The sequence below is a fragment of the Mycobacterium sp. genome (assembly GCF_035603715.1).
In the GTDB taxonomy this organism is placed as follows: Bacteria; Actinomycetota; Actinomycetes; order Mycobacteriales; family Mycobacteriaceae; genus Mycobacterium.
Genome location: NZ_DATNJW010000499.1, coordinates 1 through 23,810, shown reverse-complemented (window position 1 = coordinate 23,810; position 23,810 = coordinate 1). Strand labels below are relative to the sequence as shown.

26 protein-coding genes and 2 pseudogenes are annotated in these 23,810 nt (G+C 64.8%); 15 read left to right on the top strand and 13 right to left on the bottom strand.

The window, feature by feature from the left end; genetic code table 11:
* The coding region (locus VN856_RS20850; protein WP_325692476.1) for an LLM class flavin-dependent oxidoreductase at positions 1-542 on the top strand (542 nt) is incomplete at its 5' end.
* Between the two features lie 21 nt (positions 543-563).
* On the opposite strand, the gene VN856_RS20845 is transcribed toward VN856_RS20850, so the two are convergent.
* The gene (locus VN856_RS20845) at positions 564-1,754 is read right to left on the bottom strand and encodes a cytochrome P450 (RefSeq protein WP_325692475.1); all 1,191 of its coding nucleotides are present in this window, start codon (positions 1,752-1,754) and stop codon (positions 564-566) included.
* A gap of 167 nt (positions 1,755-1,921) precedes the next feature.
* On the opposite strand from VN856_RS20845, the gene VN856_RS20840 reads away from it, so the two are divergent.
* On the top strand, positions 1,922-2,512 hold the full coding sequence (locus VN856_RS20840; RefSeq protein WP_325692473.1) for a TetR family transcriptional regulator: 591 nt from the start codon (positions 1,922-1,924) through the stop codon (positions 2,510-2,512).
* A 162-nt stretch (positions 2,513-2,674) separates the two neighbouring features.
* Here the strand turns inward: VN856_RS20840 and VN856_RS28915 are convergent.
* Both VN856_RS28915 and VN856_RS20830 read right to left on the bottom strand, forming a co-directional pair.
* A pseudogene (locus VN856_RS28915) lies at positions 2,675-3,349 on the bottom strand (spirocyclase AveC family protein); the annotation flags it as partial.
* 295 nt (positions 3,350-3,644) lie between these two features.
* Positions 3,645-4,826 (bottom strand): hypothetical protein, encoded by a 1,182-nt coding sequence (locus VN856_RS20830; RefSeq protein ID WP_325692469.1) that lies wholly within the window; start codon positions 4,824-4,826, stop codon positions 3,645-3,647.
* A 123-nt stretch (positions 4,827-4,949) separates the two neighbouring features.
* On the opposite strand from VN856_RS20830, the gene VN856_RS20825 reads away from it, so the two are divergent.
* From VN856_RS20825 to VN856_RS20810, 4 genes are all read left to right on the top strand, one after another.
* Entirely contained in the window at positions 4,950-5,864 is a 915-nt protein-coding gene (locus tag VN856_RS20825) for a spirocyclase AveC family protein (RefSeq protein ID WP_325692478.1), read from the top strand.
* Between the two features lie 31 nt (positions 5,865-5,895).
* Positions 5,896-6,048 carry a DUF7156 family protein gene (locus tag VN856_RS20820; RefSeq protein ID WP_422656570.1) on the top strand — a complete coding sequence of 51 codons (153 nt, stop codon included), beginning with the start codon at positions 5,896-5,898 and terminating at the stop codon, positions 6,046-6,048.
* A 78-nt stretch (positions 6,049-6,126) separates the two neighbouring features.
* The gene (locus VN856_RS20815; protein ID WP_325692467.1) at positions 6,127-6,990 is read left to right on the top strand and encodes a 3-carboxyethylcatechol 2,3-dioxygenase; all 864 of its coding nucleotides are present in this window, start codon (positions 6,127-6,129) and stop codon (positions 6,988-6,990) included.
* Positions 6,991-7,062: 72 nt separating this feature from the next.
* Entirely contained in the window at positions 7,063-8,253 is a 1,191-nt protein-coding gene (locus VN856_RS20810; RefSeq protein WP_325692465.1) for a CaiB/BaiF CoA-transferase family protein, read from the top strand.
* Positions 8,254-8,266: 13 nt separating this feature from the next.
* Here the strand turns inward: VN856_RS20810 and VN856_RS20805 are convergent, their stop codons facing one another.
* Genes VN856_RS20805 through VN856_RS20795 form a run of 3 tightly spaced genes read right to left on the bottom strand, consistent with a single transcriptional unit; the run spans position 8,267 to position 10,512 of the window.
* Entirely contained in the window at positions 8,267-9,607 is a 1,341-nt protein-coding gene (locus tag VN856_RS20805) for a TetR/AcrR family transcriptional regulator (protein ID WP_325692463.1), read from the bottom strand.
* A 12-nt stretch (positions 9,608-9,619) separates the two neighbouring features.
* Positions 9,620-10,078, bottom strand: coding sequence for a MaoC/PaaZ C-terminal domain-containing protein (locus tag VN856_RS20800; RefSeq protein WP_325692461.1), 459 nt, complete (start codon positions 10,076-10,078; stop codon positions 9,620-9,622).
* Positions 10,075-10,512, bottom strand: a complete 438-nt coding sequence (locus VN856_RS20795; protein ID WP_325692459.1) for an FAS1-like dehydratase domain-containing protein — start codon at positions 10,510-10,512, stop codon at positions 10,075-10,077. Before VN856_RS20795 ends, VN856_RS20800 begins: the two co-directional genes overlap by 4 nt.
* Positions 10,513-10,590: 78 nt before the next feature.
* Here VN856_RS20795 and VN856_RS20790 point away from each other — a divergent pair, with 78 nt between their 5' ends.
* Genes VN856_RS20790 through VN856_RS20780 form a run of 3 tightly spaced genes read left to right on the top strand, consistent with a single transcriptional unit; the run spans position 10,591 to position 14,036 of the window.
* A complete protein-coding gene (locus VN856_RS20790) occupies positions 10,591-12,039 on the top strand; it encodes an aldehyde dehydrogenase (protein WP_325692457.1) in 1,449 nt (482 codons plus the stop codon).
* Positions 12,040-12,055: 16 nt separating this feature from the next.
* Positions 12,056-13,204, top strand: coding sequence for an NDMA-dependent alcohol dehydrogenase (locus VN856_RS20785; protein WP_325692455.1), 1,149 nt, complete (start codon positions 12,056-12,058; stop codon positions 13,202-13,204).
* Positions 13,197-14,036 (top strand): SDR family oxidoreductase, encoded by an 840-nt coding sequence (locus tag VN856_RS20780; protein WP_325692453.1) that lies wholly within the window; start codon positions 13,197-13,199, stop codon positions 14,034-14,036. The genes VN856_RS20785 and VN856_RS20780 overlap by 8 nt, the downstream gene beginning before the upstream one ends.
* Positions 14,037-14,066: 30 nt before the next feature.
* On the opposite strand, the gene VN856_RS20775 is transcribed toward VN856_RS20780, so the two are convergent.
* Together VN856_RS20775 and VN856_RS20770 are read right to left on the bottom strand one after the other, a co-directional pair.
* The gene (locus VN856_RS20775; RefSeq protein WP_325692451.1) at positions 14,067-14,570 is read right to left on the bottom strand and encodes a hypothetical protein; all 504 of its coding nucleotides are present in this window, start codon (positions 14,568-14,570) and stop codon (positions 14,067-14,069) included.
* 49 nt (positions 14,571-14,619) lie between these two features.
* Entirely contained in the window at positions 14,620-15,702 is a 1,083-nt protein-coding gene (locus tag VN856_RS20770) for a Gfo/Idh/MocA family oxidoreductase (protein WP_325692449.1), read from the bottom strand.
* A 143-nt stretch (positions 15,703-15,845) separates the two neighbouring features.
* Here VN856_RS20770 and VN856_RS20765 point away from each other — a divergent pair, with 143 nt between their 5' ends.
* From VN856_RS20765 to VN856_RS20745, 5 genes are read left to right on the top strand one after another with little or no spacing between them, the layout of a single operon-like run.
* Positions 15,846-17,120: a cytochrome P450 gene (locus tag VN856_RS20765; RefSeq protein ID WP_325692447.1), complete on the top strand. Its 1,275-nt coding sequence runs from the start codon at positions 15,846-15,848 to the stop codon at positions 17,118-17,120.
* Positions 17,117-17,920, top strand: a complete 804-nt coding sequence (locus VN856_RS20760) for an enoyl-CoA hydratase/isomerase family protein (RefSeq protein ID WP_325692445.1) — start codon at positions 17,117-17,119, stop codon at positions 17,918-17,920. Before VN856_RS20765 ends, VN856_RS20760 begins: the two co-directional genes overlap by 4 nt.
* Complete coding sequence (locus VN856_RS20755; protein WP_325692443.1) at positions 17,914-18,345, top strand: Zn-ribbon domain-containing OB-fold protein; 432 nt, start codon at positions 17,914-17,916, stop codon at positions 18,343-18,345. Before VN856_RS20760 ends, VN856_RS20755 begins: the two co-directional genes overlap by 7 nt.
* On the top strand, positions 18,342-19,265 hold the full coding sequence (locus tag VN856_RS20750; protein WP_325692441.1) for an SDR family NAD(P)-dependent oxidoreductase: 924 nt from the start codon (positions 18,342-18,344) through the stop codon (positions 19,263-19,265). The genes VN856_RS20755 and VN856_RS20750 overlap by 4 nt, the downstream gene beginning before the upstream one ends.
* A 5-nt stretch (positions 19,266-19,270) precedes the next feature.
* The gene (locus VN856_RS20745; protein WP_325692439.1) at positions 19,271-19,852 is read left to right on the top strand and encodes a nuclear transport factor 2 family protein; all 582 of its coding nucleotides are present in this window, start codon (positions 19,271-19,273) and stop codon (positions 19,850-19,852) included.
* A 19-nt stretch (positions 19,853-19,871) separates the two neighbouring features.
* Here VN856_RS20745 and VN856_RS20740 read toward each other — a convergent pair whose 3' ends face one another.
* From VN856_RS20740 to VN856_RS20725, 4 genes are read right to left on the bottom strand one after another with little or no spacing between them, the layout of a single operon-like run.
* Entirely contained in the window at positions 19,872-20,150 is a 279-nt protein-coding gene (locus VN856_RS20740) for a cytochrome C oxidase subunit IV family protein (RefSeq protein ID WP_325692437.1), read from the bottom strand.
* Positions 20,150-20,737, bottom strand: coding sequence for a cytochrome c oxidase subunit 3 (locus VN856_RS20735; protein ID WP_325692435.1), 588 nt, complete (start codon positions 20,735-20,737; stop codon positions 20,150-20,152). Before VN856_RS20735 ends, VN856_RS20740 begins: the two co-directional genes overlap by 1 nt.
* Positions 20,734-21,453, bottom strand: a complete 720-nt coding sequence (locus VN856_RS20730) for a hypothetical protein (protein WP_325692433.1) — start codon at positions 21,451-21,453, stop codon at positions 20,734-20,736. Before VN856_RS20730 ends, VN856_RS20735 begins: the two co-directional genes overlap by 4 nt.
* 56 nt (positions 21,454-21,509) lie before the next feature.
* Positions 21,510-22,553, bottom strand: coding sequence for a TIGR03857 family LLM class F420-dependent oxidoreductase (locus VN856_RS20725; protein WP_325692431.1), 1,044 nt, complete (start codon positions 22,551-22,553; stop codon positions 21,510-21,512).
* Between the two features lie 48 nt (positions 22,554-22,601).
* Between VN856_RS20725 and VN856_RS20720 the strand changes: the two genes are divergently transcribed.
* Positions 22,602-23,687 carry a phosphotransferase family protein gene (locus tag VN856_RS20720; protein WP_325692429.1) on the top strand — a complete coding sequence of 362 codons (1,086 nt, stop codon included), beginning with the start codon at positions 22,602-22,604 and terminating at the stop codon, positions 23,685-23,687.
* Between the two features lie 8 nt (positions 23,688-23,695).
* Here VN856_RS20720 and VN856_RS20715 read toward each other — a convergent pair.
* Positions 23,696-23,810, bottom strand: a pseudogene (locus VN856_RS20715) (NAD(P)-dependent oxidoreductase); the annotation flags it as partial.

Sequence of the window (23,810 nt, the reverse complement as noted above, 5' to 3'; positions counted from 1 at the left end):
ACGCGATCGGTGTCCCCTTCACCAAGCGTGGCCGCTTGGCGGACGAGTGCCTTGAGGCGATGTTCGAGTTGTGGCACAGCGATTCGCCGACCTTCGACGGCGAGTTCGTCAAGTTCGGCGACATCGCATTCGGCCCCAAGCCAATCTCCAAACCCCACCCGACGGTGTGGATGGGCGGAGACGCCGACGCGGTGTTGCGCCGAGCGGCCAAGTTCGGTGACGGCTGGGCACCGTGGCTGACCAAGCCCGACGAATTGCCGGCGAAGATGGATTACCTGCGCTCGCAACCCGATTTCGATGACCGGCCGTTCTCGCTGTTCTACAGCCTAGCGGTGCTGTCCATCGGTGAAGAGCACGCCATCGTCGAGGATCCCAACGCACAATTCGGCCAGAATGCCCAGCAGGTGATCGACAGCTGCAACATGCTAGCCGAGCGCGGCGTCACAGATACCTGGGTAAATCCGCCAGCGCTCGAGGGACTCAACGCCTACCTCGACCACATGCATTGGGTCGCGGAGGAAATCGTCCCGAAGGTCGGTTGAACCTTCGCGACAGGCGCGAGATTACTGGTGCCGCGACGACGGCGAGATGCACAGCGGTACCGATTGCAGGGACATCGTCCCGGTCGGCCACGGCATCTGTGGCGGCTTGCCCAGCGCCAGAGTGTATTCGGGGATGCGTGAGTGCCACTCCTCGAGGATGAGGCGGAGTTCGAGACGCGCCAGGTGTGAGCCGAGACAGCGGTGCGGTCCGCGCCCGAAGGCGAAATGCACGGCCTTGCTGTCGAGATGAATCTCGTCGGCATCCTCGTATCGGCGCGGATCGCGGTCGGCGCTGCCATAACTGAGCATCACCGTGGTGTCTTTGGGCACGAACCTGCCCGCTACTTCCACCTCCTCCGTGGTGACACGTGGCGCAAACGGTACCGGACCGTCGACACGCAAAATCTCTTCGACGAATGTCGGGATGAGTGTGAAGTCGTGCGCGATACGCCGGCGCATCTCGTCGTCGGCCGCCAGCCTGGCCAGGGAGAACCCGACGGCAGAGGTAACGGTGTCAAGCCCGGCCAGCACGAACATGAAGCACAGGCCCAGGATCTCGTTGTCCGACATTCCACCCTCGTCGGTGTCCTGGATCAGCTGGGTCAGCATGTCGTTGCCGGTTGCATCGGCGCGCCGCTCGGCGATGTGCTCGGTCAAATAGCTGAAAAGTTCCAGCGCATGAGCCATCACCTCCGGGGTCGCCTCGGTGCTGCTCGGGTCGGTGAACTGCAGAATCGCATCTTTCCACTGCACCAGCCGGTCGCGGTCGGCCATGGGCAGCCCGAAGAGTGTCAAAAAAACTTGCGAGGGAAAAGGTGTTGCGAGATCGGGAACTACGTCGCACTCGCCGCTCGCGACGATGGCATCGATCAATTCACCGGCCTGCCTGCGTAACTCGGGCTCACGCTCGGCCATCTTCTTCGGACTGAAGAACGGGTCGAGCATGCGCCGGAAGCGGGTGTGATCCGGCGGATCGATCGCGATCGGTACCAACGGGACCGGACTTCCCAGTCGGTCGAAAGCCCTTGCCGACGAGAAGGTTTCAGGCTTTTTCGCGGCGAACTCGACAGCCTCGGCGCTGGTGAGCACGATCTCCTCGCCAGAACTCACCGCCTCACCGGCCTCCCGCAGCTCGCGCCACGCGCGCGTGCGGTCTTCCGCGAAGGGCAGATCGTTGATGTTAAGCGTTCCGGTTGTGCCGAGGTCGGTCATCGAGACGGAGATCCTCTCTACCCCGCGCCGGCCGGCGCTCGGGTCGTTTGACAGTGAACTGTCATAAATGGGAAGTATCGTTGGTACAACGGCGGGTGTCAACGATGTGCGGGCACCCATAGCCGTTGTACTGTCGGGACACTCCATACGAACGAGGGGGTTGGCGGATGGCCCGGGGCGACCGATCACCGCGGGACGAGCACGCGGACCGTATTCGGAATGCCCTGCTGAACGCGGCCCTGAACCTGTTCAGCACCAACGGGTACGACGAAACCACCACAGACCAGATCGCCGAGAGCGTAGGAGTTTCGCCGAGGACCTTCTTCCGCTACTTCCCGACCAAGGAGTCGGTGCTCTTCTTCGGCGAGTACGACTTCATCGACGCCGTGAGCGGCGTCTATCTCGCTCAACCGGAAAAGGTGTCAGATTTCGAGGCGTTGGCGAATTCCTTCGCATTGCTGGCGCCGGGCCTCAAGCGCATCCGTAAAAGGATCGGGCAGTACCACGACGCTGTCGCGTCGTCGCTCGTCCTGGTGGGACGCGAACGCCGAAACCACGAGGCCAACGCCGAGACCGTCGCCAAGGTCATCGCCGAACGACGCCGAATGCCTGCCCCTGACAGCGAGTGCCGGCTGCTGGCGGCGGTCGGCATGCTGCTCGTCGAGCGGGCCCTCAATGAGTGGTTGTCGACGCCGGGGCGCTCGCTCGACGACCTGATCCGCCAGGAGTTCGCCGCCCTGCCCGCGGTACTGAAATGACGCGAGCTAGCGGTCGGCCATCCGGGTGCCATCGGGGCAGTGCCGGGGCGTTCCCGGTCCGCAGTATTGCGTGCGCAGATAGCTGGGGTAGGTCTGGGTCGGTCCGGCGTAGAAGCCGGCGAGGTTCACCGGCACGTCGTACACGCCGATTGCCACCACGTGTAGAAAGCCGGTAACGGCCAGCACCCTGAGCAGCCCTCTGACCCGTGTTCCGGCCCACCGCAGGGTCTCCACCCCCGCCTCGACCCTGATTTGGCCGTCATCGTCGCGAAAGAACATCAGCGCGCCGCTCGAAGTAAGCACCAGCGACCACAGGATGGGCCCGTACAGCGGAATCTGGACGGTCTGACCCGCCCACAATGTGACGCCCGGAATCGACGCCGGATAGCCAAGCAGACCGTGGCGCACCGCAAAGATCTCCAGCGGAAACTCGATGACGTAGACCGTGAGCCAACCGGCGCAGAAGGTGCGGACGGGCCCCAGCGACGGCCACCGGTGGCGGGCGCGACCCATGGCCCAGCGGGCGAGCGAGCCCATAGCCAGCGGCATCCAGACGTAGATCATTCCGATCATCAGCACAGGTTCGGCCATCAGTCGACCGTCGGGGCTGAGCCAGCCGGGGACGTTCTGCGTCCAGTTGCCGAAGTTGATTAGCCCGGCGTTATAAAACAGCGCCGGCTGAAACCAGTTGATCAGCGGGTCGTGCCACCAGGCGATCGCCGATCCGATCACGATGGCGGCTTCGACACAGAGTTGACGCTCACGGACGCTCTTGCGGACGACGTAGGCGATCGCGACCAGTGCCAGTATCGGGCAGGCGATTTGGAAGGCGGTCATCGCCCACTGAGTGGCACCGGGGATTGGGTCCGGACCCGGGTTCACCGGTGTCGCATTGCCCGACGCTATCCAAGCGATGTAGACGTAGGCTGCGACGACGACGAAGACAGCACCGAGGCTCGACCAGAACAGTACCGGCCGAATGGCCTTGATCCGCGCGGACTCGACGGCCGCCGGCTCCGCCTGGCTAGGGGACTTCAGATCCGTCACTGCGCAGCTCCTTTGGCATGACCTAACCAAAGATGACAGTTCACTGTCACAGTGTCAACGTCCAGTATCGGATGCCGGAGTGCGGCTATCGGTACAGCCGGTTCATCAGCGCGGCGGTGTCAAGATCCTCGACGGCCGCACATGCCCGCCGAAAGGCGGCGTCGGCATTCTGCTGCGCCTGCAGGCCCGGCCAATTGATCGTCATCGCCGTCGCATCCCAGGCTTCGGCGGCGAAAAGGCGATACCTGTCGAACGCGGCGTCGAATGCCGGCACGTCCTCTACTCCCCCGGCGCGCAGACCTTCCAGGTACCGCTCGATGAGATCGCGCTCCGCAGAACGGCGCGTCTGCGGTTCCAGGCCGGAACTCATCCAGTAGGACACCTCGCGCAGTCCTGGCCCGCGCCAAACCACTTGCCAATCAAGCAGTCCGGAGCGTCCGTCAGCCCACGCGAAAGTGTTGCCCAGATGCGAGTCGCCGTGCAACAGGGTCAGCGGCCCGGACTCGAACTCCCGGTAGTACGGATCGGCATGCTTGTCGAGCGCCGCCGCAACAGCGCGCACGGCGGGCGTCACCTCGGGACGTTCCTGGCGCAGTGCGCCACGGCGCCCACGAGAGTAGAACCTCTTCAACACGCCGTACCCCGCCCGGGTGCTCCACGTTCGGACCCAGGACAGATCCCCGACCAACCGCGGACTCTCCCAGAACCGGGCATGCAACGTCGCAAAGGCATCGATCAGTCCCCGCGCGTGACCGACGTCGCAAACGTCGGCCAATGCATACGGACGACCGCCGGCGGCAACGATGTCCTCGAGCACGATCAGAAATCGTGCTCCGACCCCGGCACGCGCATACCAGGAGCGCGGGGCGACGCCGCCGAGTTCGTCGGCAGCCTCGTTGTAGAAGCGTGCTTCGTTGACAGCCATTCCCAACGCCGCCACCATCGTGCGGTTCTTTGCAGACAGCGGTGTGCTTTTAAGGAACAGATGCTCGGGCAGTCCCGCCGCGCGTCCCGACTCGTTCCACTCGACGGACAAGCGCCGGCGGTTTGTTGTTCCCGTCGTTGCGTCTAACAACGAAATGCGCTGCGCCGCAGCGCTTGGCGTCGCGCCCGCCAAGTGTCTCGTCAACCATTCGGTCGTGACATCCGCCGCTGACGACGGGCCAGACCCGGGCAGCGTCGGCAAGACTGCGGCGACAAGCTCTCCCGCCGCGGTGAGATTCGCTGCCGCCGTGCTGGCGCTGCGCCGCAGCGTTCGAGCCGTCATACGGCGACACCCCCATCACACATTCTGGTGACAAACGAAATATAGTGAACTAGGTTACACATGTAGAAAGATCGGCTGAACGTGATGGAGCCCGCTCCCTCACTTGCTCGTCGAGAGGCAACGATGCTTGTCGCCACGTCACAATTGGCGCCACCAGCAACCCTCAATCCGTCCGGGGTCTGGTTCTTCAACTGGGTGATACCGATCGCCGGCAGCGTCTTCATCGTTCTGGCGGTCGCCGATGTCATCCGTCGGCGCCGACTGACCTGGGGCTTCCTGTTCCTGTTCAACAGTCTTGCGGTGTATTGGATGGAGACTGTCGGAGACTGGGGCCAGATGCTGTTCTACAGTCCCGCGTTTGCGCAACACCATCTGCTCGATTGGCTACCGATCAAGACTCCCAACGATCCGCTGTTCATGCCGTTCGCGTACGCAGTGTACTGGGGAGTACACGCGATCCTGGTGTTGTGGCTGAGTCAATGGGTTTCCGCGCGATTTGGCTGGAGCATGCTCAAATCCATGTTGGTGCTGGCGATTCCGGTCAACTACGTCTGGGACTTCGCCGTCGAGGGCACTGCCACGGCGATGGGATGGTGGACCTACGATCCCGGCATCGGGCCCGTTCTCGAGTGGAGCAACGGCGGTCGCATCACCTTGCTCTGGACCATCGGGATCATGTGCGTATGGCCCAACCTGATCGCCTACTGGGCCGGTAAACCACCGATTCGCGGCCTCAACCATTTCGAGCGATTCTGCCGCTTAGATCGCTTCACCGTCCCACGCATCGCCCTGCAACCGCCTGGCGACACCGAAAGTCGCGGCGGGACAGCCGTTGCTACCAAGCAATCGGTCTTGACCAAGCAGCAAGAATTCGACGATTACCTCAACTACGAGGTGGCGATTCCGCGATGGCGATTCGAACTCATGCGCCTGGGCGCCTGGTTCATCATCTTCCAGCTCACCTTCTTCGTTTTTCTGATCATTCCGCTCGTGGTGTTGCGCAACGTGACTGGCGCCGACAGCCCCTACATTCCGTGATCCGAAAGGAGTCGTGGTGGCAAGCGACCGCATGAAAGATCTGCCCGCTGAATTCTTTCTTCCCCCGCAGACCAATGCAGCGTTGCGGCGAGAAACCGTCCGGCTTGTCGCGGTATGCGTGACGTTCATCGTGATTCTCGGCGTCATCGTGGCGCTGACGCAGGGCATCGTCCTGAGGGGGTGAAGGCGCAACCGTCCCGTCGGGTTTTCGCCGTGGCAGCCAAACTGATCTAACATTAGCGTCACTTCTAGCGAAGAGGTGATGGACGTGACGTCAGAGCGGCTGGTTGTCTGCGCGAGCCATAGCCCAGGCAAGGAACGCGACGCCGAACACGCCTTCGGTCGCCGCTTCCGTTCGGCACTGGCCTCGGCGGCCGAGCGCGCGCAACAGTTCGATCCCGACGTCGTGATCGTGTTCGGCGGCGACCACCGCCGCGCGTTTCGCCACGTGGTGCCCGCGTTCGGGGTTGCGTTGTCTGCGTCAATTCTGGCCGAGGGCGGCCATCCGGCCGGCGACCTGGATGTCCCGTCCGAGCTGGCACGCCAATTGTGTGAACACCTGCTGTCGGCCGGCTTCGATGTCGCCGCATGTCGTGACATTGGGCTGGATCACGCGTTCGCCCAACCTGTTCGGGACCTGCTCGGGGAATTAGCGGCCAAGCCGGTCATCCCGGTGCCGGTGAACTGTGCCACGGCTCCGCTTCCGGCTGGCCGTCGGGTAGCCGAATTCGGCACGGAGGTTGGCCGGTTCCTCGACAGGATCGCCGAGCGCGTACTGGTAGTCGGCACCGGAGGGTTGTCTCATTCCCCGCCGAGTCTGGAGGTCGACACCTACGACCTCAGCGATGAAGACCGCGCGCGAATCATCGCCGAGGGTATGGCGGAAGCGCGCACCAAGATCCGTCCCGATTGGGACGCCGAAGTGTTAGACGCCATGTCGAGCTGGGATGTCGCTGCGCTGATTCAGCTCGTCGACACCGCCCACGTCCGTGCGGGCGCGGGCGCCAACGAGGTCAGAACCTGGCTTGCCGCCGGCGCCGCGGGCGGTGCGCAGCCGGTCACGCCACTGGTCTACGAGCCGGTGCCGGAATGGATCACCGGGATGGCCGTCGCGGCATCGGGTTGATCACGTCGGTCCGCGCCGGCCGTTTAGCTTTAATCTGACATCGCTGTCATCAGATCTAGGAGTGGGCCTAAATTGACCGATGCGCCATTGGCCGATATCACCGTCGTGAGCCTTGAGCAGGCAGTGGCAGCGCCGTATGCGACCCGCCAGCTCGCCGACCTGGGCGCGCGGGTGATCAAGGTCGAGCGACCGCACGGCGGCGACTTCGCCCGTGGCTACGACCGCGCGGTGCATGGCGAGTCGAGCTATTTCGTCTGGCTCAATCGCGGCAAAGAGTCGTTGACCGTAGACGTCAAGCAACCCGAGGGCAGACGCATCGTTGACCGTCTGCTGGAGAGCGCCGACGTGCTGGTGCAGAATCTGGCACCGGGCGCCGCGACCCGAATGGGATTGGATGCCGAATCGGTGGCCCGCACGCACCCGCAGACCATTACGGCGACGATCAGCGGCTACGGTCAGGACGGCCCGTGGAGCGACCGCAAGGCCTATGACCTTTTGGTACAAGCCGAGGCTGGACTGTTGTCGGTGACCGGCTCGCCGGCCGAAGTGGCACGCACCGGTGTCTCGATCGCTGATATCGCTGCCGGCATGTTCACCTTCTCCGGAATCCTCACCGCCCTTTACACCCGGGCCACGACCGGTGCGGTGCATCCGGTGTCGGTGTCGTTGTTCGATGCGTTGGTCGAGTGGATGTCCCAGCCGCTCTACTATGGCCGGTACGGCGGAACGGCGCCGCCACGCACAGGTCCGCGGCATCCGACGATCGCCCCGTATGGCCCATTCACCGCGGGCGACGGCGGAACCGTCTTACTCGCTGTGCAGAACCCGGCCGAATGGCAACGTCTCTGCGAAAATGTCTTGGACAGAACGGATCTCGTCGACGATCTGCGGTTCGCCACAAACCCCGAGCGGGTAGCGAACCGTGGCGAGTTGGAGGCGATCATCTCGTCGGTGGCGGCGCGGCTAACTGCGGAACAACTTGAGCAGCGCCTGCAGATCGCCGGCGTGGCACACGCCCGGATGAACGACGTCGACCAGTTGTGGCTGCATCCGGTTATCGTCGGCCGGGACCGGCGGCACGAGATTCAGACGCCGGGCGGCCCGGCGGCCGCGCTGTCGCCGCCAGCCTCCCTGGCCGGTGTCGATCCGATGATCGGTGACGTGCCCGCGCTGGGCGAACATAACCGAAAGATCTTGCGCGAGTTGGGATATTCGGCGGCAGCGATCGATGAGCTCGTCGCCGCGGGTGTTACGACGGCGTAGCGGTAAGCCAGTTTTACTTCTGTCGTCCGAAGAATCCACGACGGATGCAGGTCATCAACACGTCAATGAGTTCGTCGTCGCCGATCGGCTCGGGTAGATCGAGAGCCGCCTGGGGCACTCGAGTGACCAGCGCGCGCAGGATCAGTGCCGAGACCACTGGGTCGTAGGGATACCGATCCGGACCTCGGATCAGCATCCTGGCGGCGCCGACATCCATCTGCACCTGTCCGTTCTCCCCGATGCTCACGATGGTGGGATCGTCGGTGGTGCCCTCGGCCCACGCCTCGATGCAACCCGAATACCTGTCATAAAACTCGACGTAGGTGGCCAGCCACGGCCGCAGTGTCGACTTCTTGGCCAATGGGTCCACGTCGGCGATTCGGTCGGCGAATGCCATTCCGGCGCCGTAGATTTCGGCGGCCACCGCGGCGAGCAGATCCTGCTTGTCGCTGAAGTATTTATAGAACGTGCCTCGCGCCACACTGGCCGACTCGACGATATCGTCGACACTGGTGCTGCGGTAGCCGCGGGCACGGAACTGAGCGGCGCCGGCATCGGCCAACGCATTCACCGTGACCACGGCGCGCTTGCTGAGGCTGGCAGTGCGCTCGCTGACGGACAGTCCTACGACGTTTGGTGCTGGGGGCACCTCGACCGCGTCCACGTCCGCCGCCGGGTCGGCGCTGGCGTGCAGACCTAGAGATGTCAGCACCGAAGGCGGGGTGTCGGGGAACAACATCAGCTGCAGGAATACCGACAGCGTGTCGACCGCGTCCTTGGCGCTACGGCCGTAGGCGCGGTCGGTGTGCACGAACAGATTGATGCGGTGCACCAGCGCGGTCATCGTCATGGCCGCAACCTCGGGGTCCAGGCCCTTCAGTCCGGAGGCGGCGAGCCGTTCGGCGATGCGATGGTTGTAACCGCGCACGAACCGGTTGATCTCGGGACGCACCTTGGTGTCCGATGAGGCAATCGCCGTCCACTGCACGAACATCGTGGAGTACTTGTCGAACACCCAACTCCACTCACCCAGCCACCAGTTCAGATTGTCGAAGCCCACCTCGTCCGCCCCGAGCGCACCGATGCGACGTGCCACCCTAAACAACGCGCTGCCGCATTCGTTGAGCAGCTCCAGGAAGATCTCGTCCTTGCCGTGGAAGTACTGGTACAGGGTGGCTCGGGACACCCCGGCTGCCTTGGCGATAGCGTCGACCGACGTGTCGAAGTACCCCAGCCTGCCGAATAACTCAAGCGAGACCTCGGTGATCCTGCCCCGGGTGGTGGCACCGCGAACGCCCACGGCGGGACTGGAAGGGCCGTAGCTGGCCCTGCGGACGATCGAGGCTTCGGACATGGCGTTTCCAGCCTATGGCTGATCCGGGCTGCCCGCGTCGCGTCCAGCCGCGTTTCGCGAGAGGAGAAACTCCGCGGTACCAGTGATCGCCACCCCGCCCGTCTGCCGGGTGGCGGTCAACTCCACGCTCACCCGCTCGGCGTCGGACTCCGCCGATATCGCGGTCACGCTGCCCGAACAGGTCAGCACATCGTCCGGCCATACCTGTTCGCGGAAGCGGACGCCGAAACGGCGCACGCTGCCTGCGCCCAGCCAGTCGGTGGCGAAACCGGCCAGCAGCGCCGCGGAGAACATGCCCTGCGCGAATACCGAGGGGTAGCCCGCGGATTGCGCGAGGTGATCGTCGTAATGCATGGGGTTGAGGTCACCGGAGGCGCCCGCGTAGCGGACGAACATCTGCCTGGTCAGTGGTCCGAAATCGCGGGCCGGTGCCTGCGTGCCGACACTCACGGGAGTGGTCGTCACCGTCATTGTTTGGCCGCCGTCTCGATGAAGGTGGCTTTGGCCTCGGCGACGAGCACTCCCTCAGCGTTGCGGTACTCGGTCACCACGGTGGCGAAACGCATTGTGCCCCCGCGTTTGCCGGGTTTTGAGTACCGGTCGGCGACCCGCTCCTGTGCGGTCAGGACGTCCCCGGCTGCAGGCGGAGCAGAGTGGAAGGTGTATTCCTGCTCGCCGTGCAGCAAGCGCTTGCGGTCGAACCCCACGTTTACCCGGGCGCCTGGTGGCGCCCAGCGGCCGCCGGTGGTCAGGAACGTCGGCGGGATGATCGCGTCGGCGCCGCGATAGGCCGGATCGTCACACAACATGGCCTCGGCAAACTCGGCGATCTTGCCGCGCTCCACGATCAGCTCCCAGGGCCGGCCGGCGCCGCCGTCGGCGCGGCTGTCGGGTGATGCAGTCATAGTGACCAATAGTGTCAGAAAAAACGAAGAACTGAAACCGAAACGTCGCTTCAGAGCCAATGAGCCGCTTGTCGAAAGATGACATTGCTGCCAGAATCGGTGGCCATGGTCGAGTTGGCGGCGAGCTACGTCGCAGGCAAATGGGTGTCGGACGCGCACGCCGGGACACTGGCCGTGACGTCGCCGAGCACCGGCGAGCTGCTGGGCACCGTGGGTGTAGCCCGCCGTGCGGAAGTGGACTCCGCGGTCGCGGCCGCCCGCGGCGCGCTGCCGGGCTGGGGGCGGGTGCCCCCCGCCGATCGCGGCGCGGCGCTGGGCCGACTCGCCGACGCGCTCAACGCCCGCAAAGGCGAACTGGCCGACCTGACGACCGCGGAGATCGGCTCCCCGCGATCGTGGAGCACATTCGGTCAGGTCATCACCGCGGTCGGCGTGCTGCGCGCCTACGCGGCGATCACCCCGGACTACCCCTTCTCGTCGAGGCGGGCGTCCATGACGGGCGGCACCGTCGAGGTACGTCAGTTGCCCGTCGGCGTGGTCGGGGCCATCGTGCCATGGAACACTCCGCTGTTCATCGCCGCGTTGAAACTCGGTCCGGCGTTGGCCGCGGGTTGCACGATGGTGCTCAAGCCGTCGCCTGACGCTCCACTCGAATTCGGCGTGCTGATGGAGGCGATCGAGGAAGCGGGACTGCCCGACGGAGTGGTCAATGTCGTCAACGGCGGTGCCGAAACCGGCGAGCTGCTGACCGATCATCCAGGCGTCGACAAGATCAGCTTCACCGGATCGACGGCTGTCGGCGCGCGGATCGCGGCATCGTGCGGTTCCCGTATCCGCCGCTGCAGCACCGAGCTGGGCGGAAAATCGGCCGCCGTCGTGCTGCCCGACGCGCCGCTCGAGGCGACGGTGCCCGGCTTGGTCGCCGGCGTGATGGGCAACAACGGTCAGCTGTGTGCCGCACTCACACGTATCTTGTTGCCACGCAGCCGGTATGACGAGTTCGTGACCGCACTCACCACCGCGGTCGCCGGTTTGGTCGTCGGAGATCCCGCCGACCGGGACACCGATATCGGTCCACTGATCAACGAGGCCGCGCGCGACAGGGTCGAGGGGTTCCTGCGGCGCGCGCGGCGGGACGGCGCCACTGTGCTGGTCGGCGGCGAGCGGCCCGACCGCCCAGGGTGGTTCGTCTCACCCGCGCTCGTCGCTGCCACCAACGACATGGAGATCGCCCGCGAAGAGGTCTTCGGTCCGGTCGCGGTCGTCATCGCCTACGACGACGACGCCGAGGCGGTGGCCATCGCCAACGACTCCCGCTACGGCCTGGTCGGTGCGGTGTGGTCCGCCGACGAGGAACGGGCGACCGCCGTGGCGGCCCAACTGCTCGTCGGTTCGGTAGCCGTCAACTCGACTGCGGTGCTCGACTTCGCCAGCCCGTTCGGTGGATTCAAGCAGTCCGGCATCGGTCGCGAGGGCGGCCCCGAGGGCATCGCCGGCTTCGTCGAACATCAAGCGATCATTCGTTGAGCCGGAAGGGATTTCAGTGCGCACCCAAGCAGCGGTCCTGTTCGAACGCAACACACCATGGTCTGTCGAGACCATCGAACTCGATGCGCCCAAGGCGACCGAGGTACTGGTCGAACTGCACGCTTCGGGCATGTGTCATTCCGACGACCACCTCGTCACCGGCGACATGCCGATCCGACTGCCCTGCATCGGCGGGCACGAGGGCGCCGGCATCGTCACGTCCGTCGGCGAGCATGTGTCGTGGCTATCGCCGGGCGACCACGTCGTATTCAGCTTCATCCCGTCGTGCGGCCGCTGTCCCTCATGCTCGACAGGACATCAGAGCCTGTGCGACCTCGGCGCAAAGATCTACTCCGGCATGCAGATCCACGACGGAACTGCCCGCCACCATCTCGGTGGCGAAGACCTCGCGCTGGCCTGCGGAGTCGGCTCGTTCGCACACCACACCGTGGTGCACGAGGCGAGTTGCGTGAAGATCCCGGACCACTATCGCCTCGACCTGGCCTGTCTTCTCGGCTGCGGCTTCATCACCGGTTGGGGATCCTCGGTCTACGCCGCCGAGGTCCGGCCGGGCGACACGGTCGCCGTCGCCGGGGTCGGTGGCATCGGCGCCGCGGCGGTGCAAGGTGCCCGGCTCGCGGGTGCCCGCACGATCACCGTCATCGACCCGTCGGAGTACAAGCGCGCCGAAGCCGTGAAGATGGGAGCCACTCACACCGCGGCGGACTGGGACGAGGCCAAAGATGTTGTCGCCGAGGCTACCTGGAACCGCGGCGTAGACAAGTTCATCTGCGCGATGGGAGTCGGCGACGGCCAACTGGTCGGCCGGGCGCTGGCCATGACGGCCAAGCGGGGCCGCTTGGTGGTCACCAACATTCACCCGATGCTGGAACGGGAGATCCGGGCCAACCTGATGGACCTCACCCTGACCGAAAAGCAAATCATCGGAACCCTATACGGCTCGGGCAATCCGCGTGCCGACATCCCGAAGATCCTCGAGCTGTACAGCGCCGGGCAGGTGGACCTCGAATCCATGGTCACCCGCACCTACCCGCTGGAGAAGGTCAACGACGGCTACGCCGATATGCACGCCGGCGCCAATATTCGTGGCGTACTGATCTACCCGCCCGCCGAGGGACAGGTCTCCGGAGAAGCTCGTGACTAGCAGACGTCTGGCAGGCAAGGTGGCGCTCGTGACCGGCGCAGCCAGGGGGCGGGGCCGAAGTCACGCGCTGATTTTGGCGCGGGAAGGCGCGGACGTCATGTTGGTGGATCTCTGCGACAACATCCCTTCGTGTGACTATCCCCTCGCCACTAGCGAAGACCTCGACCGCACCGCGTGCATGATCGAGAAGCTCAACCGAACGGTGGCGGTGTATCGCTGCGATGTCTGCGATCGAGCCGAAATGGAGGTGGCCGTCGACGCCGCGGTGCGGCAGCTCGGCGCACTCGACGTCGTCGTCGCCAACGCCGCCATCGCCCCGATCCGGCCGGAAGCCCCAATCGCGGCCTTCATCGACACGTTCGACGTCGACTTCATCGGCGTGGTCAACACTTTCAGCGCCGCGATGCCGCGACTGAGCGCAGGTGCGTCTCTCATCGCTTCGGGTCCCACATGCTCCCCGCAAGGACCTTCTCTCGATCGACCACAGGGACCCGGTGCGGCAGCATATGAGCTCGCTCAGTCGATGGTCTCGCAGTACGTGAAGACGCTAGCTAAACAAGTAGCGCCACAAGGCATCCGGGTGAACACCGTCAGCGGCGCCGAGAATGCCGGCGATGTGCGGCGTGCCGGACGGTTGCATCGGCCCGTCATGCTCGACGCGGATTCTGAAGGCAATTGCGCTGGCGCGGCGTCGCTTTCAACGATGTTATGGCCAGCGGCGACCTGGGCTGACACTGACGCATCCGCTGCGGTGGCGTTCTTGGCAGCGGACGAATCGCGAGCGATAACCGGCCGACACATCACGGTGGACGCCGGGTCGTCCCTTAACTAGCTCCGACGACGAGCACGAAACCCGAGCGGCTCAGGTCGACGCCTTCCAGTTGGTGGTCGATGAGGTGAATGGCACACCTAGTTTGGCAAGTATCCACGGCGGCAAGCGTGTTGGCATCGGTAAAGGTACCGATCGGGCGCCACGCGCCTCGAGCAACGCTTCGTACGCGGTGGTGTCGCCGCTGAACGGTTGTCCCTCTCCGGCGATGAACCCGTACAGTTCGCATCCCTGAGGGCCGGCCTCCCAAGGTCCGAACACGTCCCCCCACTCGAGCATGATGTGCGTACCGGCGCGGGCGACCGCGTCACCGCAACGGATCTCGCCGGCCAGGATGAAGTTGCTGTGATCGCCGGTGTGACCGTGCTGCGAGGAGATGGCACCCGGGTCCCACTTGTTCCAGAACGCGAAGTAACGGGGAGACAGTTCAATCCACTTCTCCCAGATCGACGCGGTGCGACCATCTGCGAACTCGTAACGCAGCATTTCCTCGGCCGGTACGTCGTCGAGATGCTTGATCGACGGTCCACCTCTCATTAGGCACTTCCCTTCTTCTGCCGCTGAAATTGGCTACTTGAAGTGCGCCTCAAACCAGCACCTGCTCCCAGCCGCCGCCCTCGGACGAGCGATGCGCCGCGTCGATCACCGCGAGGGATAGCAACCCGTCCTCGAAGGTGGCCGCGCCACTGGGCCCACCGTCGAAGGCGGGCAGCCAGTCCTGCAGCATCAGCGCCATCGCCCGGCTGGCGTGACCAGCCAGTCCCCCAGGCAGCCGTTCGGGGTGCGCGGGCTCGCGTTCGTCGACAGTCAGTGGACTCAACCCCGCATCGGTGGCAGCGCCGAGACTGTATGCCGTGGAACGCAAGTCACCGTCGCCGATGATCGTGCCGTCGGAGCCGAATAATTCGAGGCGGTAGTGGTCGGCGTGGGCGCCCATCACGGAGAGGCTCAGAATGACGGTAACCCCGGATTCCATGCGCATCAGCAGCGCCGCGGTGTCGTCGGCGGTGACGGGCAGGGTCCCGCCGTCGGGCAGTTCGCGGACAGGATCACTGGTGCGCACTTCTGCGCACACCGACACCGGGCGGCCGAGCAGGCTGCACAGGAAGTCCAGGTCGTGCACCAGCATTCCGGCCAGATAGCCGCCGCCTTGGGCTCGGTCGTACATCCAGTGAGCTTGCAGCGGGTGACTCGGATGCCAGTAGGAGGCGCTGCGACTGACCCGCGCGAGGTACTGCGTGCCGAGGAAGCCCGAGCGCACCCGGTCCGCGACGGCCAACCAGTCGGGGTTCCACCGGTTCTCGAAGCAACAGGCAGTGGGCAGTTTGGAGTCGGCCGCAGCACCCACCATGTGGCGGGCTGCTTCGAGGTCACCCGCCAGCGGCTTCTCGCACAACACGGGCTTACCCGCGGCTAGGGCAGCGATCGTCATCTCGTGGTGCAGCACGGTCGGAGTCGCGACCGAGATGACGTCGAGGTCGTCGCGGGTGACGAATGACGGCCAATCGGTGGAGGTCTGTTCGATGCCCAGTTTGGTCGCCACGCGTTCCAGCCGATCGGGCGTACGCGCACAGAGCGCGACGGGCTCAAAGCCCTTCGCCGCCCGGAAACCGGGCACCTGCACATGGGCGCCCCAACCGACTCCGATGATGCCGACCCGCAAGGTCATGTGCTCTCCTCCGCCCATCCGACTGCAGTGACACCAATGTTAGATAACTCGCGCCTCTTGCGAACAAATATCCCGCCATTGCCATATTTGATACAGCACCCCGGCATTGCCTAGAAGTGACATGAGTGCCAGAATCGGGTGCTGTGAGCGCAATCGACACCGACGAGCAGCAGTTCGCACCGCTGATCGATCTTCGGTGGTGGCAGGAGCGTCCAGCTGACCGGAGCGAGCTCTACCGGCAACTTCGCGAGGCCGGCGGCCCGGTATTCGTCCGCACCAACCGGCCCGACTCGCCGCAGCCCCGCGGGTTCTGGGCGGTGGGCGCTCACCGCGACGTTGTGGACATCAGCCGCCGGCCTGCCGAGTTCAGTTCCGGGCAGGGCACCCAGATTTTCGACCAGACCGCCGAGATGCGCGAATACCGCGGCTCGATCATCGACATGGACGATCCCGAACACATGCGGCTGCGCAAGATCGTCTCGCGGGGCTTCACCCCCCGGATCCTCTCCGAGCTGCGTGGCTTGGCCGAAGAGACCACCGCCGAGATCCTCGAAGAGATGCCCCGCACGGGTGAGTGCGACTTCGTCTCGTCGTTCGCGACGCTGCTGCCGCTGCGCATCATCGACAACATGCTCGGCGTTCCACGCGAACACGAACAGTTCATCCTGCGGGCAACCAACATCGTGCTAGGCGCTTCGGATCCCGAATACGTACCCGACCAGACCGTTGCGGGGATTGGCGCCGCCGTCACCGAGATCAGTGAGCAGTTGATCGACCTGCTCAGGCGAATCGCCGAGGACCGCATCGCCCATCCGCGTGATGACGTGATCAGCAAGCTGGTCACGTCAGACGAGGAGAACCTGACCCCTCAGGAGCTGGCGAAGTTCTTCATCCTGCTGATCGGCGCGGGTAATGAGACCACTCGCAATGCGCTGACCCACGGGCTGCTCATTCTCAGCGCCCACCCCGAGCAGCGCGACCGCCTGTTGGCGAACTACGACGACATGGCGCCCGCCGCGGTCGAGGAGATCCTGCGGTACGCCAGCCCGGTGATCCACTTTCGCCGTACGGTCACCCGCGACGGCGTGACGCTGACCGGCCCGCAGGGCGAGGTCACCCACACCTTCAACGCGGGCGACAAGGTCGTGGTCTGGTATCCCGCCGCCAACCGCGACCCCGCGGTCTTCGACCGGCCGGAGCACTTCGACATCGCACGAAAACCCAACAACCACATCGCTTTCGGCGGTCCCGGACCACATTTCTGCCTGGGCGCCCACTTGGCCCGCCTCGAGCTGAACGTGGCATTCAAGATGCTTTACGCGCGCTACCCGGACATCACCCCCGCGGGCGAACCGGTCATGCTGAGGTCGAATTTCGTCAACGGCATCAAACACCTGAAAGCCACCTACACCCGATGACCACGCAGGCAGCGATTCTGTCCGACGTCGCGGACGGCGTCATGACAATCACCCTGAACCGACCCGAAGCGGCCAACGCGGTACGCCCCGACGACCGTGATGCGCTCATCGCGTTGCTTGCCACCGCCGACGCCGACGAAAAGGTGCGCGTGGTGGTACTACGCGCCAACGGCAAGCATTTCTGCTCCGGCGCCGACGTGGGATCGCTGGCCGAACGGCGCGCTATGGGCGAGAAGCGTGTGCTGGAGCCGACCCGGCGCATCATGAACGGCGCCCAGAAGCTGGTGGCCAGCGTGCTGGACTGCAACAAACCGGTGATCGCCGCGGTGCACGGTGCGGCGACGGGCCTGGGGGCGCACGTCGTGTACGCCTCCGACCTGGTGATCGCGACCGAAAACGCCTACTTCGCAGAGTCGTTCGTCAAGCGTGGGCTGGTCGTCGACGGTGGTGGCTGCTACCTGTTGCCTCGTCGTATCGGCATGCAGAAGGCCAAGGAGATGGCGTTCTTCGGCGAAAAACTCTCAGCTACCGAAGCATTCACGCTGGGACTGGTGAACAGGGTGGTCGGCGACGCCGACTTCGACGCCACAGTCGCCGACTTCGCCGGACGGCTGGCCGGCGCGCCGACCTCCGCGATCGCGTTCACCAAGCGACTGCTCAACGACTCCCCCGACACCGACCGGTCCGGCGCATTCGTCGCGGAGGCGATGGCGCAGGAAATCCAGTCGTATTCGCACGACTCGACGGAGGGCGTGCAGGCCTTCGTGGAGAAACGTCCCACCGAGTTCACCGGGTGGTGAGGGTGGCTCGCGCTGACATTCCGACCATCGACGCGGCGAGCGCTCCCTATTGGGAGGCCGCGAAGCAGGGTGAGTTGCTGATCGCCGAATGCGCAGCGTGCGGCAAGGTCCATCACTATCCGCGCCCGTTCTGCCCGTTCTGCTGGAGCGAGGATGTGCATCCCGTTCGGGCCAGCGGGAGCGGGACGCTCTATACGTATTCGACTGTCTACGTGAATGATCTGGCACCGTTCAAGGAGCGATTGCCGTATGTGGCCGCGATCGTCGAACTGGCCGAAGGCCCACGGCTCATGACGACGATCGAAGGCGCAGACGACGACCTTCGGGTCGGAATGCCGGTGACCGCGGTGTTTCGCCCCGTCGACGACGCCGATCCCGACAGCCCCTACCTGACGATCTTCACACCAACCGAGGAGAGCCCATGACCGGACTACTCGACGGCAAAGTCGCCCTGGTGACCGGGGCGGGGCACGGCATCGGCCGCGGCCACGCACTCGAGCTGGCCAAGCACGGCGCCACAGTGATCATCAACGACCTCGGCACCAGCCTGTCCGGCGAGGGCACCGGCAAGGTCGCCGACGAAGTCGTAGCGATTATCGAAAGCCGCGGCGGCACAGCTGTTTCCGACTTCAGCGATGTCGGCGACGAGGAGCAGGTCGACCTCGCCGTCGAGCGAGCCTACTCGCAGTTGGGGCGGCTGGACATCGTCGTCAACAACGCGGGAATCGTTCGCGACAAGGCGATCTGGAACATGTCCGCCGACGATTTCGACCTCGTGATGCGGGTGCACGTTCGCGGTAGCTGGCTCACCAGCCGCGCGGTCGCCCGCAAGTGGCGCGCGGAATCCAAGGAATCCGGCGAAAAGGTCTACGGCCGCATCATCAACACCACCTCCGGCGCCGGATTGCACGGCCACTTCGGGCAGACCAACTACAGCGCCGCCAAGGCCGCGATCGTCGGTTTGACCCAGACCCTGAGCCTGGAGTTGGCGTCGATCGGCGCCACTGTGAATGCGATCAGCCCCGGTGGTCGCACCCGGATGTCGGCGTCCATGCCCGGCGCGCAGGCGCCTATCGAGCCCGACGAACGCGCCGACGACGAGTTCGACCCCAAGGACCCGTCACTGGGTTCGCCGGTCGTGGCCTGGTTGGCCAGTCCGGAGGCCGGTCACGTCAGCGGTCAGGTGATCCGCGCGATGGGCGAACATCTCCAACTACTCAAGGGCTGGCATCCTGTCGCGTCTGTCTCTAACGGCGAAAAGCGCTGGGATGCAGAGAAACTCGGTGCGATCATGGCTACCGACGTGTTCGGCACCCGCAACACCGGTCTGCGATTGGGCGGGTAGCCGTGATGTCAGATACTGCGGAAGTCGAGCGGGAATTTCGGCGCTACTTCATGACCGGCCCCGTGCTCGAAGACTGGCAGGCCTGGGCCGGCCTGTTCACCGAGGACGCGACCTACTTCGACCATTTCTACGGGACGTTCACCGGTCCGGTGGAAATCACCAAATTCCTCGAGGGGACGATGGGTGCCGCACCACAGGTCTACAGCCCGCTCGTCTGGTACGTCGTCGATGGCGCGCGCGTCGCATACAAGGTGCTCAATCGCGCCGACAATCCGGAACCGGGTGGCCAGCCCATCGATTTCCCGTCGTATCAATTCATCGAGTACGCCGGCGACGGCAAGTGGCGTTCCGAGGAAGACGTCTGGCTACTACCCGAGATGAAAAATTTCGCGCGCCGATACGCCGATGCCGCGGACAAGCATCCGCAAACGTTGGAACTGCAACTGCGCCGCGAGGACTGGGGACCATGGGTGGACTGGGCGCGCCCGGAACCGGGACACAACGCGGCCCCTTCATGGCTCGACAAAGCCGGCTTCGCGCCGTTCTCCGGTATTGACGACATCGACTTCGGGATCAGGTCACACTGACACCGAGCGCCTTGAGCACTCAGAGAAACAAATAGAGTCCGGACAGCACGCCCCACAGCACCAGGCAATAGCCTTCGAACGCGACCCGCAATAGCATTGGCGCGCTCCGGAGTTCCATGAAATCGAGCCCGATCAGCCTCACCTTGATCGCGGCGATGCCGAACACCACCACCACCACGATCGATCCGACGCCGTGCTCGGCGCCCAATGCGTAGGACAGCAGCGTCGCCGCGACCAGCACCAGCCACGACACACCGGCGCGACCCCGAGCGAATCCGAGAGCTGAGGGACCGGACATCACGCCACCAGGTACAGCAACGGGAACAGCACAACCCACAACAGGTCGACGAGATGCCAGAAGCAGGCCCCGCCCTCGAGCACCGCCATCCGCGTTTCACTGAGTTCGTGCCGGCGGGTCTGGCTCAGCAGAAACGTCAACACCGCTGCGCCCACGCAGACGTGAAACAGATGCACGCCGGTGAGGATGAAGTAATACAGGTAGAAATGGTTCGCCCCGACGCCATGCCCCTGCGCCACTAGCGAGTGATACTCGAACACCTTGAGCAGTACGAAGATTCCACCGCACACCATGGCTGCCAGTACTGCCCAGCGCGCGATGTCGTGCGTGCCCGATCGCAGCGCGCCCAGCGCCACGACCACACACAGCGAACTCGTCAGCAGAACAAGGGTGTTGGTGACGCCGACACCGATGTGCAATGTCTTTCGCGAGGCATCGAAGATCTCGGGTGCCTTGGCCCTCTCGACCATGAAGGTGGCGAAAAACGTGCCGAAGACCAGCATGTCGCCGAACAGGAAGACCCACGTGCCGTTCTCGCCGGGAACTCGCCGCGTCGGTGCCTGCGCGGTCGGTGCGCTGACCGTCACGCGGCAGCGGTCGCCAGCGGTCGATCGGCCGCCTGCTCCGCGCTGATCGATCGGAGCATCACGGTGGTCACCGCGATCATCCAGACGCTGAATGCCACCAGCGGAATCCAGAAGGCGAAGATACCGTTCCACGCGAGCGGACCCTCGTTGAAGATCATCACCGCGCCACCGGGCAGGGCGAGCAACGCATACCACGCATTGAGATAGCCGAACCACCGCGGGAATGTCGGCGGATCCGTCTGGTCGACGAACGACGCGGTCGTGAGCACCAGGGCCTGCACCACCAGGGTTCCGACGATCCCGACGAACATCAACCAGAAGACGTCGTTCAGTGCCTGGGTGATCCCGGGATCGCGCTGTTCGGGACGAAACGCCGCCGCGGCCAACACCATCATCGGGAAAAGGAAGCCCGGCACGAAGATGACCCCGGCGAAGATCTGGGTCACCGACAACACGCCCCACTTGCCCTCGACCCGACCCACCCGCAGGCAGATCGTGGCCAGGAACGGCAACGCGACACAGGCGGCGAGGAGGCTGAACGCGAGGCCGATCCGTACCCGCAACTTGTTGGCAATGAGGAAGTCGGTTACCTGCTGCGCACTCAGCGTCGGTGACAGCGGCGGAATGAGCTTGCCGATCAGCATGAAGAAGACGAAGAACAGCGCGAGCATGACGATTCCGCCCCACGCGGCGATGCGTTGGAGTTTCAGATCCATGGCCGAATCGTAGAACTAATCCGCTCAATATTTAACTGTTTTGCGGGTAACTGTGCTCAGTCTGCCTGCGCGAAGAGGGGGCCGAGCCGGTCGGGCGCGCTTCCGTGCAACACCAGCTCGTCGGCCCCTGCCTCCCGGTAGCGCTGGAATACCTGGTGGCACGCGGACGCCGATCCGATCGCCGCCGCATCGCCAGTCCATGCCGCGGGCAACAGCGATGCGACCTCGACGAGTTGTTCCCGGGTGAGCACCGAGTCCGCCGAGCCTCGGATCCCATTAAGCAGCGGATGGGATCGCAACAGCGTCAACGGCTCCGGATCCCATCTGTTGACGTCCGCGAGTCGCTCGCCGAAGCCCGGAATCTGGTAGTAGGTCACCGCCCGCGCTCCGACCACCGCGAGTTCTTCGTCGGTGGGGAGCTCGCAGGCCACCACGACCGTGGCATATACCCGCACGCTTCCCAGCGGCCGGCCCGCCGCGCGTTCGGCACCGCGCACGAGCTGCACAGAACGACGCACGGCGGCAGTCGTCAGGAACGGATGCAACAGCACGCCGTCGAAATGCCTGCCGGCGAGCTGCAGGCCCTTGGACCCGATCGCCGCGAAGACCAGCGGCGGCACCGGCTGATCGGGCAAGTCATTGAGCCGCAACGACGGATACGTGCCCGCGGGTCCGTCATAGCGCACCTTCTCGCCCCGGCACAGCCGGCGGAAGATGTCGACATGGTCGACGATCGAAGCATTGGTCGACCTCGGCAATCCGACGGCCTTCCACATGGCGTCCACCGAGCGTCCGACGCCAAGCACGAACCGGCCACCCGAGAGCGCCTGCGCCGTCATCGCCAGCGACGCCAGCAATGCAGGATGACGCGACTGCAAATGCGTGATGCCCGAAGCGATTCGGATCTCCGAGGTGACCTGGCTGACCGCACCGGCGATCACGCCGAGGTCCTTGGTACCCCACCGCTCGCTGAGCCACATCGTGCGCAGGCCCAGTCGTTCGGCGGCCCGAGCCTGGCTGACCACGGCGCTCGGATCGGTGACACGTCCGGGAAGCACATAGGCCCCAAGCGCCGGACTGCTCAACCGACTGTCGTCCATGACCGCTATTCTGACAGTAGTGTTCAGTATCTTGGCAAGGGGTTCGTGATGGCGTACACGTCGACACGTGGCGACATCGGCGACCGGGTGGGCGAGGTGATGCAGGCCTGGTTGCCTCTCCGGCTGGCAGCTGCGGAAGGGACCGCCTTCGAGGTCTCCAGTTTCACCGCACCGCCAGCCGGTTACTCCGGGCGAACGGCGTTCTTCACCGCCGCCTGGATCGACCAATTCGGCGTAGGCCATGCCGAGGATCTGGTGCTGCGCGCCCAGGCCGAAAACCACCAGTTGTTCACAATGCCCGACGCCCCGCGGCAGGCCGACGTGATGCAACGGCTTGGCACGCAAGGCATTCGAGTACCGGACATCGTCGGCATCGAGCGCGACGCCGCGGTTCTGGGCTCGCCGTTCTATGTGATGCGCCGCGTGCGGGGGCGGACACCGTCGGACGTTCCGAGTTGGCACAAGCGGGGCTGGACCGTCGACCTGTCCGCTGCCGATCGGGGCCTGTTGTGCGACAACGGGCTGCGCGCACTGGTCGATGTGCACCGCGTCGACGACCCCGACACGTTGCGATTCCTCCGCGGCGTTGTCGATCCGACCCGTACGGCGTTGCAGCGCTACCTCGACAAACTCAGCGGCTGGTACGAGTGGTGTCGCGCCGATCTGGTAGTCGGTGCTGACGTGCTCGCCGAGGCCTTACGGGTGCTTCTTGAATCGGCACCTGACACCGATGCCGAGACAGTGGTGTGGGGCGACGCCCGGGTCGGCAACATGTGTTTCGGCGACGACTTGTCGGTCGTCGCACTGTTCGACTGGGAGACCGCGGGCACCGGACCGCCGGACATCGACCTGGGTTGGTGGCTGATGTTCGAGCGCTTTCTGTGCGAGGCGCTGGGCTTCACTCGCCTGCCCGGCATACCTGATGACGACGAAATCATCAGGCGATACCTGCAATTCGGCGGGACCCTGACCGGCGAGATCGCCTATTACCAATTGCTGGCCGCATTCGTTCTGTCGCTGATCAACAGCCGCCTCGCCCGGCTTTTGGTGCGCGACGGACTGGATGCCGCTACAGCACGCAGCTATCCGGGGACATCAGTCGCGCTGGTCGAGCGGTATCTCGGCCAGATCTGACATCGCCCTCAGTCGAGGGCCAGTGGCCCCTCCTGGACGGCGGCGCCCAATAGCCCCAGCTCCACACCTGCCTCGGCCGCAGCGGCATGGCATGCCGCGATGTCCTTGCGCAGGAACGGCCCG

What these genes read in the sequence shown, in the direction of transcription:
- VN856_RS20840 (WP_325692473.1), top strand. Translation starts at nt 1,922, where the DNA reads ATGGCCCGGGGCGACCGATCACCGCGGGACGAGCACGCGGACCGTATT.
- VN856_RS20760 (WP_325692445.1), top strand. Translation starts at nt 17,117, where the DNA reads ATGACCACGCAGGCAGCGATTCTGTCCGACGTCGCGGACGGCGTCATG.
- VN856_RS20830 (WP_325692469.1), bottom strand. Translation starts at nt 4,826, where the DNA reads ATGACGGCTCGAACGCTGCGGCGCAGCGCCAGCACGGCGGCAGCGAAT.
- VN856_RS20775 (WP_325692451.1), bottom strand. Translation starts at nt 14,570, where the DNA reads ATGAGAGGTGGACCGTCGATCAAGCATCTCGACGACGTACCGGCCGAG.
- VN856_RS20825 (WP_325692478.1), top strand. Translation starts at nt 4,950, where the DNA reads ATGCTTGTCGCCACGTCACAATTGGCGCCACCAGCAACCCTCAATCCG.
- VN856_RS20750 (WP_325692441.1), top strand. Translation starts at nt 18,342, where the DNA reads ATGACCGGACTACTCGACGGCAAAGTCGCCCTGGTGACCGGGGCGGGG.
- VN856_RS20725 (WP_325692431.1), bottom strand. Translation starts at nt 22,553, where the DNA reads ATGGACGACAGTCGGTTGAGCAGTCCGGCGCTTGGGGCCTATGTGCTT.
- VN856_RS20805 (WP_325692463.1), bottom strand. Translation starts at nt 9,607, where the DNA reads ATGTCCGAAGCCTCGATCGTCCGCAGGGCCAGCTACGGCCCTTCCAGT.
- VN856_RS20740 (WP_325692437.1), bottom strand. Translation starts at nt 20,150, where the DNA reads ATGTCCGGTCCCTCAGCTCTCGGATTCGCTCGGGGTCGCGCCGGTGTG.
- VN856_RS20820 (WP_422656570.1), top strand. Translation starts at nt 5,896, where the DNA reads ATGAAAGATCTGCCCGCTGAATTCTTTCTTCCCCCGCAGACCAATGCA.
- VN856_RS20770 (WP_325692449.1), bottom strand. Translation starts at nt 15,702, where the DNA reads ATGACCTTGCGGGTCGGCATCATCGGAGTCGGTTGGGGCGCCCATGTG.
- VN856_RS20800 (WP_325692461.1), bottom strand. Translation starts at nt 10,078, where the DNA reads ATGACGGTGACGACCACTCCCGTGAGTGTCGGCACGCAGGCACCGGCC.
- VN856_RS20815 (WP_325692467.1), top strand. Translation starts at nt 6,127, where the DNA reads ATGGACGTGACGTCAGAGCGGCTGGTTGTCTGCGCGAGCCATAGCCCA.
- VN856_RS20795 (WP_325692459.1), bottom strand. Translation starts at nt 10,512, where the DNA reads ATGACTGCATCACCCGACAGCCGCGCCGACGGCGGCGCCGGCCGGCCC.
- VN856_RS20790 (WP_325692457.1), top strand. Translation starts at nt 10,591, where the DNA reads ATGACATTGCTGCCAGAATCGGTGGCCATGGTCGAGTTGGCGGCGAGC.
- VN856_RS20730 (WP_325692433.1), bottom strand. Translation starts at nt 21,453, where the DNA reads ATGGATCTGAAACTCCAACGCATCGCCGCGTGGGGCGGAATCGTCATG.
- VN856_RS20720 (WP_325692429.1), top strand. Translation starts at nt 22,602, where the DNA reads ATGGCGTACACGTCGACACGTGGCGACATCGGCGACCGGGTGGGCGAG.
- VN856_RS20845 (WP_325692475.1), bottom strand. Translation starts at nt 1,754, where the DNA reads ATGACCGACCTCGGCACAACCGGAACGCTTAACATCAACGATCTGCCC.
- VN856_RS20745 (WP_325692439.1), top strand. Translation starts at nt 19,271, where the DNA reads ATGTCAGATACTGCGGAAGTCGAGCGGGAATTTCGGCGCTACTTCATG.